The organism is Marinomonas ushuaiensis DSM 15871 (assembly GCF_000521805.1).
Classification (GTDB): Bacteria; Pseudomonadota; Gammaproteobacteria; order Pseudomonadales; family Marinomonadaceae; genus Marinomonas; species Marinomonas ushuaiensis.
Map to the genome: position 1 here is coordinate 70,202 of NZ_JAMB01000009.1, position 13,053 is coordinate 83,254.

Below are 13,053 nucleotides of genomic sequence, written 5' to 3' on the forward strand. Positions count from 1 at the left end.
ATAGTCAACATGATGAGGCTTTTTAGAACAATTTAACGATTAGGTTTTAAACTTACTTGTTACACGTTGAATAAGTTTGGATTGCTCTTCAAGTCGAGAGAACTGAACGCTGGTTTCTTTCGAGCTCTTACCAATCGAATCCGCAAGATCTGCTATACCACTGATATTATGAGCCATGTCATTTACCACAGAGGACTGCTGGCTAGCAGCATTTGAAACATCGACGTTCATACTGGTGAGTTGTTTAATAGACTCAGAGCTTGAATTGATGATGTGTGTAATCGCATCCATTGACTCGATAACAGCGGTTCTTTTCTCAGTTGTGTTGCTCATGTCTTGAATGGTTTTTTCAGCGCTTAGCTGTAACTTGTCCAGAATCGTTTGAATTTGAACCGTGCTTTGTTGGCTGCGTTGAGCAAGGTTTCGTACTTCATCGGCAACCACCGCAAATCCTCGACCAAGTTCACCAGCACGTGCAGCTTCGATAGCGGCGTTTAGTGCAAGTAGGTTAGTCTGTTCGGAAATGCCTTGGATAACACTTAGAACTGAATTTATCTCTTCAACATTGCCACCTAATTCTTGGATAGATTGTTCGACACTGGCTAATACAGTGTTTAAGGCGTTTAGTTCTGCGCCAGATATTTGAACTTGTTTCAGTACATTTTGAACTTCTTCGTCGGTATTTTCAGCAGAGGTGCGTGTGCGTTCGGCGTTGTCAGCAATTTCCATTGCAGTGGTCGACATTTCTTCAATCGCGGCGGCTGTGCTTGTCGTTTCCTGTATTTGTTTATTAGAAGCTAAGGCAAGATCTTTATGTTGTTGTCTTGATATAGAAGCGACTTCGTTCAGCTGATCACAGGCACTTTTTAAGCTGTTTATATCGCTAGCCATTGATGCTAAGAAACGATTAAAGTGACTAGAAATATCATCCAAAATGTCTAATGAACTTCCAGGTAAGGTGGCGGTTAAATCACCTTCACCATCTGCTAAATCTTCCACTGCATCACGCAGAGACGTAAGTGCAGTTAGCATGAGTCGAACGGAAAAGAATACAACGATAGCAACAAAAACCGCCAATCCAAATATCACTAATAAGTTTTGAAAGAGACTAGATTGTTGGGATTTTTTAAGTGAGTTGTCTATATTGTCTAACATTATTTCTGTGCCATCGATAAAGAAGCCTGTTGCGATTGCAACATTCCACTTATCAATCCAAAGAGAGTAGCTGTATTTTTCTGAAGGCTCGGTTTCGCCTTTTTTAGGAAAATAGTAGGTGGTAAAGCCTTCACCCGATTTCGCAGCTGTTAGTATATTTTTAACAATTAAGTTACCTAATTTGTCTTTCGAGTCGATGAAGTTACCGCCAACACCAACGCCGGAACCACTCATTAAACGAGTACCTTCACCATCATAAGCAAATAAGTAACCTACATCATTGTCGAAGCGGTAGTTATAAAGCAATGCTAAAGCGTCTTCTAAGCCTTCTTTACCTGGCATATCAAGGTAAGGCTGGATGATACTTAAAGAGGAATCGATAACGGTAACCAGACGTCTTTTTTCAACTTCAATAATGGCATCTTCTGAAATTTGAGAGACTTGTTGATTGATTGTATCAAGTGTTTTTATTTGCATAAAAATACCGACAATAGCCACTAAAATAAAGGGGGCAAAGGCAAACATATATATCTGAGCTTTTAGCGATCGAAACATAAGTAATACTCCAGGATAAAAAGGATAATCCTAATAATTTATTGTTTTTTTATATCCAAAACATATTTGATGTACTATAAAAAATTATAGCGCTTTGTAATTATTGAGTAAGCAATGCTTATAATATATGACAGTTTCTAGCGAAAGACACTGTTTAAAAAAGGGTTCTAGGGAAGGTATAAATAAGCTCTCTTGTTCCAGTGTGAATAAAAAAACTACTATTTTTATAGCCGAATATCGAATCTGAATAGTGTTCTTATTATCGAGGTACCCAATAAATTATGAGATTTTTTCTTACCCTTATCTTTTTAGTAAATCTCGGTTGTGCTCGAATAACCAATGACCAAGAATTTATGCAAAACTGTACCAATGATTGGTATCAACTAGTGGAAGATCAAATTTCGACAGGTGATGGTCAGGGGCATGGACCGGATCTCGGTTCATTAGAATGGCGTTCTGTCATTGAGTTCAAGCTGAAAATACAAGATGAGCCTTCTGTACCGTCAGTACAATCAAGTCAATGGTGTAACTACATCAATGACTTGATTGTTTCTAATAAGTTCGAGTAGTTCGCTCTTTGTTAGCGTTTATGTACGCATTGTCCTGCAGAGTAGGTGGCTTGTATTGCTCTGTCGTCACCTATTGTCATAAAGACAAACAAGCTTTCTTCAATGTTTTTAGACAAAGCCAAACGTGATTCAAGTAACGGTGTGCCTCTGGTGTCTAGAATAACAAAATCCGCTTCTGTTCCTACTGCTAGGTTGCCAACTTTACCTTCGAGACGAAGAGCTTTTGCGCCACCTAAAGTGGAAAGATAAAGCGATTTAATTGGGCTCAAGTTCTCGTTTTGCAGTTGGATGACTTTGTAGGCTTCATTCATGGTTTGCAGCATAGAGAAGCTAGTACCACCGCCGACGTCTGTTCCTAAACCAACGTTTACATTGTGCTCTTCCGCTTTACTCAGTTTGAATAAACCACTACCGATGAATAAGTTGGACGTTGGGCAAAATGAAATGGCAGAACCTGTTTCATGCAACCTATGGTATTCGCTGTCACAAAGGTGAATACCGTGAGCAAAAACAGAACGTTCGCTCAGTAACTTGTGTTGGTCGTACACATCAAGGTAGTTTTTACTTTTAGGGAATAAGCCCTGAACCCAAGCGCATTCATCTTTGTTTTCAGACAGATGGGTATGAAGGTAAACGTCGTCGTATTCACTTAATAATTTGCCAGCCAACTTGAGTTGTTCGTCTGAGCTGGTCGGTGCAAAACGTGGCGTGATGGCATAGTGCAATCGGCCTTTGTTGTGCCAAGCATCGATCAGTTCTTTGCTTTCTTTATAACTGCTTTCTGGTGTGTCGGTTAAGTAACCTGGTGCGTTACGATCCATCATCACTTTACCGCAAATCATGCGTAGATTATGGACTTCACTGGCTTCAAAGAAAGCGTCTACAGAGACTTTATGAACGGTGCCAAATACTAACGCTGTGGTTGTGCCATTGCGAAGTAGCTCTTTTAGAAAACGGTCTGCAACATCGCGAGCGTATGCTTTGTCGCTGAACTTACTTTCTTCGGGAAAGGTATAGGTGTTTAACCATGTAAGAAGTTGTTCGCCATAAGAGCCGATCATATCGGTTTGTGGGTAATGGATATGCGTATCAATAAACCCCGGAGTAATAATAGCGTCAGGATGGTGTTCTATGGCTAGATCATTTGGTAGTGTTGGAATAAGTTGTGTTGCATCACCTAGAGCATGAATTTTATCGCCCTTAACGACTAATAAGCCATCTTCAAAATATTCATAAGCGGCATCAATGCCAACGTCTTTTGGATCTGCTATGCAGTGAACAATGGCGGCACGCCAGGCTTTTAATTGGCTCATGTTGTCTCTCTTAGCTGTCTTTTTTAGATCTAGATTTGACCGAATGGTCATACTTTAGCAGGTCTTTCTTTGCCTTTCATCAGAGGTTTTTTATTTTCGATGACTATTTGTCGCTCATCGTTTTTCTTTTGAGGAAGTTGTGGAAGCCAAATCGGATAATTAACACTAATAGAACACCAAAGGCATCGGCGTAAAAATCGAGCCATTCACCATAGCGATTTACGCTAGGCTGAATCAGTTCAATGGCGCCACCCCAAAAGATGATAAACAGAGCCATATAAGCAAAGCGTTTAAATGGACCCAAAGCACATATAAGTGTCCAGCCACCAAAGCCAATAATATGATGGAGTTTGTCTGAGCCTGGAGCTGGTGGAAGGTTTTCTGCAGGCAGAAGGGTGGCTAAACTAATGATAAATCCACCAATAATAAAACCGGCAGTTTGCACTGCCGGAGAACATAACAATCGATAGAAACGAAAGATAAATGTTTTATCCATGACCATGGTTTTCTTAGCGTAAAATACGCGCGCGAATGTTACGGCCTTTGATTTTTTTGTTTTCCAATTCATTGACAACTTTTTTCGCAACGTCATTATCGACTGAAACGTAAGCTCGAAAATCGAAAATATCAATTTTACCCACTTGGTTTTTATCCAAGCCGATACCTGCTGTGAGTGCGCCTAGAATATCGCCTGGGCGCAGTTTGTTTTTACGGCCAGCATCGAATGAGATGGTGGTTTTTTGTGGAATTAAACGATAATGAGCGTCTGCTTGTTCGAGTTCAATAAAGTTTGCCGTAGTGGAAAAGCGTTTTTCAATGTCACGAACTTTGTAATCGTCTTTTGACGTCACTAGGTTTACGGCAATACCAGCAGCACCTGCACGACCTGTTCGACCAATACGATGAGTATGAACATCGGTATCGCGTGTTGTGTCGTAGTTCACGACAAGATCAATTTCTTTCACGTCGATACCGCGAGCCGCTACGTCAGTTGCGACTAAGACACAGGTACTTTGGTTGCTGAAGCGAACCAATACTTGATCACGCTCTCGTTGCTCAAGGTCTCCATGGATCGCTTGCGCCGCGACTTTGTGGTCAACTAACCAATCCGCTACCGCTTGGCATTCCGCTTTTGTGTTCGAAAAAACAATCGCTTGGCGTGGTTCAAAATGTTGTAGTGTGGCCAATAAAGTTTCGCATTTGTCTTTGTTTTCACTACGAACAAAAAATTGTTCTATATTTGGTTTTAGATCTTCGTCAGCTTCAACCTTGATGCTAATCGGATTGTTTTGGAACTCCGCGCTGATGGCTTCAATGTCGTCGCTATAAGTGGCAGAGAATAAAAGGGTTTGACGGTTGTTTGGTGTTAGTTCGACGACTTCACGAATGCTGTCGACGAATCCCATATCAAGCATTCGATCTGCTTCATCCAGTACTAAGGTGTTTAGTGCATTCAATCGCAATGTGCCTTTGCGAAGATGTTCCATCAAACGGCCCGGCGTACCTACAACAATGTGAGCGCCATGTTCTAGTGAACCAATTTGTGGACCGAATGGCATACCGCCACATAAGCTTAATACTTTGATGTTGTCTTGATAGCGCGCGACCTTACGGATCTCTTTGGAAACTTGGTCTGCTAATTCACGAGTAGGGCACATAACTAATGCTTGTACACCGAAGAAGCGAGGATTGATTTTAAGTAAAAGACCAATGGCGAAAGCTAAGGTTTTACCACTGCCAGTTTGAGCTTGAGCAAGAATGTCTTTGCCATCAACAATTGCCGGTAAGCTTTGCTCTTGAACAGGCGTGAAAGTAGTGAATCCCATATCTGATAGCAAAGCTGTCAGTTTTGTTGGAAGAAGATTGGTTAAAGCATGGTTGAATTGGGTCACAAAAGGCCTGTCTAATAGAGTAAATAATGAAAGCAGGATAACAGAAATACACAGAAAATACCTTTCTTAACCATTTATTCAGTGTTGACTAGATGTTTTTTAGGTAAAGTATTTAATTATGCAAAATATGATGTATTGCATAGACAAATTTTTTGTTTTTTAACATAATAATGGGTAAATAATGGCCTCTTCACAGCACTATGTGAAAAGTAAAAAAATGCATTACGTCATATTAGCTGCTGTTTTTTTGTGCGGTGTAGTGACAAGTAGCACAATTTATTTAGAAGAATATAAGCACATTAGCTTCTCACAAAAAGAAGAAGGTATTTATTTTACTGAAAAGTTGAATGATGGCTTATCTCAACAAGCCTTAGTGTTGTCGTCTATTGCCTCTCTTATTTCATCTAGTAAAGAAGACGTTTCTCCAGAGCACTTTACGCGTTACCTTCAAAACCTTTCTATTCAATTTGATGCAGGGTTTTATTTTGCACAATATGTTCCTGCTAATAAAAAAGCCGATTACGAGGCTAAACAAAAAAATATATTAAAGGATGATAGCTTTGCTATTTATCCTGAAGGGGACAGATCGGGTTACCTTGCTCTTGGCCTTGGTTACCCTGATAAACTGTCTTATGGTTATGATCTTTTATCTTCTGAGTATCGATACTCAGTCACTATTAGCCGTGCACGAACGTCATTAGCTTATGTCTTATCTGAACCCACTAACATCTTATTATCTGGCTGGGAGTCAGCAACTGGTACAGATACCTTTATCTTAAGAATGCCTATTTATTTACCTATTGATGTTCGTTCTTACAAGCTAACAGATAAGTTTGGTTTTCACGGTATGGTGGGCACTTATTTCAAAATCAATGACTTGTTGAAGCAAAACGGCCTTTTAAAAAATGATCAAATGTCCTATCGAATTGCTGATGTGAGTGATTCTGGTTCACTGGTTTGGTTTGCTGATTCGTCTTCTAAAGCATCTGCATGGGAAGAAGGTAAGTATGATACTCAGAAAGTCTATTTTGCCGGGCGTGAATGGCGTGTAGATACACGTTATTCGGCTGATATTATGAGTTTAATTCATTGGGGTTCGGTGGTTTGGCCGTTGGTTATTTTTGGCTTTATTGCTTTGTTTTTATTCTTTTATATGCACAAGCTTTCATCTGCGTATTATTTGGCTCTTAATTTATTGAATAAGAGAATTGAAACGGATGAGCTAACGGGTTTGGCAAGTCGTTATCAGATTCAACAGCTTTTGACTGAATTAATAAAGAATAACCAGAAAAAAGATAAATGGGTTGCTACTTTTGTTCTTAATTTAGACCATTTTAAAACCATTAATGATGCATTTGGTCATGAAGTGGGAGATAAATTATTGGTAAAAGTTGGGCAGCGTCTTAATTCTGTTTTGCCTGACGAAGCTGTGGTTGGCTATTTAGGCGGTGATGCGTTCGTTGTCTTACTGGCAAACAGTCATGAGCATGATGTTTGTTATCTCAATGTGTTGGCGAAAGAAGTTATACAGCAAATTAGTCAGAGTTATTTTGTTGATGGTCGAACGTTAAATATTGGTTGTTCTATTGGTGTGGCTATGTATCCTGAGTTTGGAAAAGATGCTGTCACCTTGATTAAAAACGCAGATATGGCGGTTTATAAAGCGAAAACATTGGGTCGAGCAACTTACCATTTTTACGATGGCGAAATGGGTAAGCAGTTTACGCGTAATGTGCGAATAGAATCTCGACTAAGACAAGCTTTGCTTCATGAAAGTTTTGAGCTGCATTTTCAACCTAAAGTAGACATCATGACCGAACGTTGTGTTGGTATGGAGGCTTTATTACGCTGGAATGATGATGAACTTGGTGTGGTTTCACCAGTTGAATTTATTCCGATTGCAGAGCAGACAGGTATTATTCTAGCTTTAGGTGAGTGGGTCTTTGAGCAAGCTTTCCGACACATTGTAGAGTGGCAAGAACAAGGCATTTGTGTCCCTCCAATTGCCATTAATTGTTCTGCCGCACAATTAAAACGAGCTGATTTTCTGCCAAATATCTTAGCTTTGTTAGACAAATATAAAATTGATCCAAGCCTATTAGAAATTGAAGTGACAGAATCTATTTTGATTGAAGATGCGGAAGGTTGTGCTGAACTTCTACGCCAGATTAGTCGTTTGGGGATCAAGTTGGCTATTGATGATTTTGGAACAGGCTACTCAAGTTTGAGTTATTTGAAAGACTTACCATTTGACTACATCAAGATTGATCAGGTTTTTATTCGAGATATCACAGAAGACAAAAATCATGCCGCTTTGACGCACGCTATTATTGGTTTAAGTCATAATTTAAACTTAAAAGTTATTGCCGAAGGCATTAGTGATGTAAAACAGTTAATCATGTTGCAAGAGTTTGGTTGTGATATTGGACAAGGTTACCTTTTCAGTAAGGCGATGGGGGCAAACTCCATGGGAAGCGATCCAATGATTATTGCTTTGAATGAGAAAGATAACCCTAATTGATAAAAAATAAGTCGTGTTTTGCTATTTGGGCAGGCGACGATGAATAAAGCATCCTTTCTGAAAAAGGACTCAATGACAATATTGGGTCCTTTTTTTGGTTAAAGAGGTCCGCTGCTACGTACTTTGTTTTTTAGTGCTTCCCAAAACTGTGTCAGGTTTGGGTTCTGATTAAGCTTGGAGCGGTACAAACGAATTTCTAGTGGAATGTTCCAATTTCCTTCACCGGCTAAAGCCACTTTTCCGTAATTAAGTGTGTCCAGCATGAGGCGTTTTGGAATCCAGCCAATACCGTAACCTTCTTTAACCATGGCTTTTATACTTACAGAGTGGTAATTCTCAGAGATGGTTTGTAGCTGTGGTACTTCTCTTTGCCTCTGTAAGTGATGATGAATCACTGGCTGTAGAAACGAGTTTTCATAATAACCAATATAAGGAATCGGTTTACGCTTCGCACCTGGTAAGGTGAATTTAGGTTCACCTGAATCATCGGTTGCGCTACATGGGATTAAGGTTTCTTCGGCAATCACAATATGTTCATATTGTTCATCATCAATGGCGCGAATGAAGTTGATGGCAGGATGCCAATAACACAACATGATGTCGCACTTTTGATCGACTAATGAATTGACGAAGTCGATTCCAAGCCAAGAACTCGACTTCATATTGATGTCTAAATCCATCTCGATATCCTGACAAAATGGTTCAATCACTTCTTTATAGAAACTTAAGAAAAGTGTTTGAGTCGTGACGAAGCGCACTTGAGACTCTTCTTGTTTCTTAATTTCTTGGCAACGCTCTTTAGTGTCTCTGAGTTGTCGAGTAATTAGCTCGGCACTTTGCAAAAAGACTTCACCTGCTGGAGTCAAAGACAAAGGCAAGGTGTTGCGATCTATCAAGGTGACGCGCATTTCTTCTTCGAGTAATTTAATGCGTCGACTAAACGTTGGTTGCGTGACGTTTTGCTCGTCGGCCGCACGGGAAAAGTGACGTGTTTTTGCGAGGGCAATAAAGTCCTCAAGCCATCTTATTTCCATGAAACCTCCTGACGCAAAGCAAGAACAGTCGAATGAATCATATCCGTCCTTCCTCAATAGCATGACAGGCCACACTGCTGGAATCGCTCTGAAGCAACATCTTTGGTAATTCTTCATAGCAACGTTGGTTTGCGTGTGGACATCGAGCTTGGAACACACAGCCAATCGGTTTTTCTATTGGCGTTGGTACTTCACCAATCAACCGAATAGGTTGTGCTGTCGTGCTGTCTAATCGTGGGATAGCAGAGAGTAAGGCGCGAGTATAAGGGTGTTTTGGACTGCTAAATAGCTCTTTAGTTGGAGCTAATTCACACACTCGACCCAGATACATAACCGCCACTCTGGTGGCGAAGTGTTCTACAACCGCTAAATCGTGGGTGATAAAAAGATAGCTAAGATTACGCTCTGCTTGCTTATCTATCATCAAGTTCAATACTTGTGCTTGAACAGAAACATCCAATGCCGACAGAGGTTCATCAGCGACAATAAAGTCTGGCTCAACTGACAAAGCACGAGCAAGGCTAATACGCTGACGTTGCCCACCAGAAAATTCATGTGGATAAGAATCTGAACTCGATGCAGAAATACCAACTGACGCCAAAAGCGTCTCGATTTTTTCATCAATCTCAATTCTAGAGAGTTGAGGTTGATGAAAAGCAATCGGTTCGCTGAGGGTTTGATAGACGGTCATTCTAGGGTTTAAAGATGCATAAGGGTTTTGAAACACCATTTGCATACGACGACGGAAAAACATACGTTGGCGGTCATTGAGTTGATCGATACGTTGATCAAGATAATGTATTTCGCCAGCAGTGGGTTGTGTTAGCCCCATAATGGCGCGAGCAAGGGTTGATTTACCGCAACCTGTTTCACCAACAACACACAAGGTTTCGCCTTGGTTTATTGTCAAATTAACGCCATTGAGAGCATGAACGCTGTCTTTGTGTCGTGCTAGTTTGCCTTGACGAAAGCACCATTGTCCAAGCCAGCTTTCATTGGTTGAAAAGGACTTCTCTAGACCGCTAATTTGAATAAGAGGTGTTGCCATTAGCGATCCTCCTCATCTTGATTGGCGAAATCATTCACCATATCTTCTACTAAAAAACAGGCAACACTGGAAACACCGCTGTGAATAAAACTTGGTTGTTCTTGTTGGCATTTTTCTGTGGCGTAAGGGCAGCGAGGATGGAAGGCGCAGCCTGTCGGACGTTCGGTTAATGATGGCATGCTGCCTTGAATCTGATTAAGACGTTGGCCTGGTAATGTCATTTGCGGTAAGGCATTCAACAAACCTTGTGTGTAAGGGTGTTGAGGGTCGTTAATGATTTCAAGCGTCGGGCCTTCTTCTACAATGTGACCAGCGTACATTACCAAGGTACGCTCGGCGACTTTTGACACTACGCCAAGATCATGGCTGATTAACACTAGCGCAACACCATTGTCGCGGCAAATAGCGAGCAGCAGTTGAAGAATTTCTGCTTGAATTGTTACATCTAGGGCAGTGGTTGGCTCATCAGCAATGATGATGTCTGGGTTTAATAAAAGCACAGAGGCAATAATGACCCGTTGTCGCATGCCTCCAGATAACTCATGTGGATATTGATCAAAACGCGTTTCTGGTGAAGCAATTTGTACGTTGTGCAATTTTTCAATGGCGATGTTGCGAGCATCTTTGTAAGTGATTTTAGTATGACTGCGTATGGTTTCGACCAGTTGATCGCCAATGGTAAGAACCGGGTTTAATGTCATCATTGGATCTTGGAATATCATGGCAATGCGCTTGCCACGGATTTCTTGCAACTGGCGCAAGTTCATCTTGGTAAGTTCTTTGTTTTCTAGTTTAATTGAGCCTGATTTTATGTAGCCGGGCTTGCTGATTAAGTTGACGATTGAAAAGCCTAATATGGATTTTCCTGCACCGGATTCACCCACAATGGCAATGCGTTCTCCACGGTTGAGGGTGAAACTGACATCAATCAGAGCAGCCAGCTCTTGTTTTTTCATTTTAAAATTGACGTTTAGGTTACTGACGCTTAATAAATTCATATTAGTCTTTATACGTCCTTGGATTTAGGTGATCGCGTAACCAATCTCCAAGTAAATTCATCGCCAAAATCAAGATGATAAGAGTGGCGCTTGGAATAACACAAATCCACCATGAACCGGCGAACATATAAGAAAAACCCTCTGAAATAAGAGATCCAAGAGAAGGCTCTGTCGCTGGCATGCCAAGGCCTAAAAAGGACAGAGCGGCTTCGGCCACAATCGCATTGGCAATTTGTACTGTGAAAATGACCAACACGGGGGATAAGGTGTTTGGCAAGATATGACGAAACATAATGCGTTTTGAACTGATGCCCATGACCCTTGCTGCATCGACATATTCTTTTTGCTTTTCAGCTAATACCGAGGCCCGGATAGTTCGAGCAAAAAGCGGCCATTCGGTTAAACCAATTACAAGTATGAGGATGACCATAGCTAATTGTTGATACATGGCGATGCCAAACAGAGACTGGAAAATAGCAAGGAAGACGATGGCAACCATCATATTGGAAAAAGACAGTTGAATGTCGGCGCAGCGCATTAAAAAATTATCAACACGTCCACCTAAATACCCAGCCATCAAACCAATGCAAATGCCTAATGTCGCCTGTATTAGAACAGCACAAATACCAATAGTGAGCGAAAGGCGAGTGCCGTATAAAATCACCGACAATAAATCTCTTCCTTGGGCATCGGTTCCCAATAGAAAGCGTGAATCATGGCTTATCCAGCTAGGCGCAATTTCAGAGTTTATCAAATCCATAAAGGCTGGATCATTTACATCAAAAGGAGCAACCAAAGGCGCGAGTAAAGCAACCAAACAATAAAAAATGAAAATGATCAGGGCCAGAACGGCAAGTTTGTCGCCAACAAAACCAGACCAAATATGATTCCAACGACTGCCTGCAATAGGGTGGATAAGATCTTTTTTTGAATATTTCATAAGCCATGGCTCGCTAAACGTACGGTTGGATTTACTAAACCGTAAATCAAATCTACAACAGTGTTGGTGATAACGAACATGCCTCCGACGACGATAAGATAAGCAGCGACAAGTGGTGTGTCGACTCGACTGACTGCATCCATAAATAAGAATCCCATCCCCGGCCATTGAAAAATGGTTTCCGTTAAAATGGTATAAGCCACCAAAGTTCCTGCTTGAATGCCGCCAACGGTAATAACTGGCAGCATGGTGTTTTTTAAGGCGTGGATGAAATAAATACGTTTGGCGGAAAGTCCTTTTGACCAAGCAAAGCGTATGTATTCAGATTGTAGAACATCCATCATTTCTGCTCGGATTAATCGAACAAAAATAGGCATAAGAGCAATGGCAAGCGAGAGACTAGGAAGAAGTAAATGGCTTAATCCGTCTTTGGTGAAGATGCCACTGTCCCATAAGCCTAATATTTCAGTGGTTTCTCCACGACCAAAACTTGGCGCTATGTTCCATTCCACGGAAAAGAGATAAACCATGAAAATCGCAATGATAAAAATAGGCACAGAAAGACCAATAGAGCTGATGATCATTAATAGACGAGATACAGGATGTTTGGGTTTGATCGCAGCTAAGACACCGCAGGGTGTGGCGACGATGATAATGAGTAAAATAGCGCAAAAAACCAGCTCTAATGTAGCTGGAAGTTTTTTTAAAATGACGTCTAAGGCTGGTTCTTTGTAGTGATAAGATGTACCAAGGTCGCCTTGAATTGCACCTTTGGCAAAGCGCCAGTATTGATTTAAGAAGCTATCATTTAGGCCCAACTGTTCGCGTAATTGTTCTCGTTCATCGGACGATACAGCCATGCTAACCATTTGTTGAACTGGGTCGCCTAGCTTATCTTGAATAGCAAAGCTAATCACACTAATGATGATCATAACAAAGCAAGCTTGTACTAAACGGCGAAGTAAGAAAATCAGCATTGGGTGATTTTTTTCCTTTTGATCATTGTAATTGTGTCTCTTTGTAAGTCT

General features: G+C 40.9%; 11 protein-coding genes. 2 read left to right on the forward strand and 9 right to left on the reverse strand.

Annotation, left to right across the window (positions count from 1 at the left end; genetic code table 11):
* Positions 1-39: 39 nt before the first annotated feature.
* Positions 40-1,710, reverse strand: coding sequence for a methyl-accepting chemotaxis protein (locus tag MUS1_RS10845; protein WP_036162396.1), 1,671 nt, complete (start codon positions 1,708-1,710; stop codon positions 40-42).
* Between the two features lie 281 nt (positions 1,711-1,991).
* On the opposite strand from MUS1_RS10845, the gene MUS1_RS10850 reads away from it, so the two are divergent.
* On the forward strand, positions 1,992-2,279 hold the full coding sequence (locus tag MUS1_RS10850) for a hypothetical protein (RefSeq protein WP_036162398.1): 288 nt from the start codon (positions 1,992-1,994) through the stop codon (positions 2,277-2,279).
* An 11-nt stretch (positions 2,280-2,290) separates the two neighbouring features.
* Here the strand turns inward: MUS1_RS10850 and guaD are convergent, their stop codons facing one another.
* From guaD to dbpA, 3 genes are all read right to left on the reverse strand, one after another.
* Complete coding sequence (gene guaD, locus MUS1_RS10855) at positions 2,291-3,592, reverse strand: guanine deaminase (protein ID WP_036162399.1); 1,302 nt, start codon at positions 3,590-3,592, stop codon at positions 2,291-2,293.
* 103 nt (positions 3,593-3,695) lie between these two features.
* The gene (locus tag MUS1_RS10860) at positions 3,696-4,088 is read right to left on the reverse strand and encodes a VanZ family protein (protein ID WP_036162579.1); all 393 of its coding nucleotides are present in this window, start codon (positions 4,086-4,088) and stop codon (positions 3,696-3,698) included.
* Positions 4,089-4,101: 13 nt separating this feature from the next.
* A complete protein-coding gene (dbpA, locus tag MUS1_RS10865; protein WP_036162401.1) occupies positions 4,102-5,484 on the reverse strand; it encodes an ATP-dependent RNA helicase DbpA in 1,383 nt (460 codons plus the stop codon).
* Positions 5,485-5,665: 181 nt separating this feature from the next.
* Between dbpA and MUS1_RS15695 the strand changes: the two genes are divergently transcribed.
* Positions 5,666-8,005, forward strand: coding sequence for a bifunctional diguanylate cyclase/phosphodiesterase (locus tag MUS1_RS15695; RefSeq protein WP_051436222.1), 2,340 nt, complete (start codon positions 5,666-5,668; stop codon positions 8,003-8,005).
* Positions 8,006-8,103: 98 nt separating this feature from the next.
* Here MUS1_RS15695 and MUS1_RS10875 read toward each other — a convergent pair whose 3' ends face one another.
* From MUS1_RS10875 to MUS1_RS10895, 5 genes are read right to left on the reverse strand one after another with little or no spacing between them, the layout of a single operon-like run.
* A complete protein-coding gene (locus MUS1_RS10875) occupies positions 8,104-9,039 on the reverse strand; it encodes a LysR family transcriptional regulator (RefSeq protein ID WP_036162403.1) in 936 nt (311 codons plus the stop codon).
* A 37-nt stretch (positions 9,040-9,076) separates the two neighbouring features.
* A complete protein-coding gene (locus MUS1_RS10880; RefSeq protein WP_036162404.1) occupies positions 9,077-10,087 on the reverse strand; it encodes an ABC transporter ATP-binding protein in 1,011 nt (336 codons plus the stop codon).
* Entirely contained in the window at positions 10,087-11,085 is a 999-nt protein-coding gene (locus MUS1_RS10885; RefSeq protein ID WP_036162406.1) for an ABC transporter ATP-binding protein, read from the reverse strand. Before MUS1_RS10885 ends, MUS1_RS10880 begins: the two co-directional genes overlap by 1 nt.
* Position 11,086: 1 nt before the next feature.
* The gene (locus MUS1_RS10890) at positions 11,087-12,025 is read right to left on the reverse strand and encodes an ABC transporter permease (protein WP_036162407.1); all 939 of its coding nucleotides are present in this window, start codon (positions 12,023-12,025) and stop codon (positions 11,087-11,089) included.
* Complete coding sequence (locus MUS1_RS10895) at positions 12,022-13,002, reverse strand: ABC transporter permease (RefSeq protein ID WP_036162409.1); 981 nt, start codon at positions 13,000-13,002, stop codon at positions 12,022-12,024. Before MUS1_RS10895 ends, MUS1_RS10890 begins: the two co-directional genes overlap by 4 nt.
* Positions 13,003-13,053 lie beyond the last annotated feature (51 nt).

Excerpts from the sequence above, each read along its gene's own strand:
- MUS1_RS10860 (WP_036162579.1), bottom strand. The coding sequence starts at position 4,088 with ATGGATAAAACATTTATCTTTCGTTTCTATCGATTGTTATGTTCTCCG.
- MUS1_RS10890 (WP_036162407.1), bottom strand. The coding sequence starts at position 12,025 with ATGAAATATTCAAAAAAAGATCTTATCCACCCTATTGCAGGCAGTCGT.
- MUS1_RS10850 (WP_036162398.1), top strand. The coding sequence starts at position 1,992 with ATGAGATTTTTTCTTACCCTTATCTTTTTAGTAAATCTCGGTTGTGCT.
- MUS1_RS10845 (WP_036162396.1), bottom strand. The coding sequence starts at position 1,710 with ATGTTTCGATCGCTAAAAGCTCAGATATATATGTTTGCCTTTGCCCCC.
- MUS1_RS10895 (WP_036162409.1), bottom strand. The coding sequence starts at position 13,002 with ATGCTGATTTTCTTACTTCGCCGTTTAGTACAAGCTTGCTTTGTTATG.
- guaD (WP_036162399.1), bottom strand. The coding sequence starts at position 3,592 with ATGAGCCAATTAAAAGCCTGGCGTGCCGCCATTGTTCACTGCATAGCA.
- MUS1_RS15695 (WP_051436222.1), top strand. The coding sequence starts at position 5,666 with ATGGCCTCTTCACAGCACTATGTGAAAAGTAAAAAAATGCATTACGTC.
- MUS1_RS10880 (WP_036162404.1), bottom strand. The coding sequence starts at position 10,087 with ATGGCAACACCTCTTATTCAAATTAGCGGTCTAGAGAAGTCCTTTTCA.
- MUS1_RS10875 (WP_036162403.1), bottom strand. The coding sequence starts at position 9,039 with ATGGAAATAAGATGGCTTGAGGACTTTATTGCCCTCGCAAAAACACGT.
- MUS1_RS10885 (WP_036162406.1), bottom strand. The coding sequence starts at position 11,085 with ATGAATTTATTAAGCGTCAGTAACCTAAACGTCAATTTTAAAATGAAA.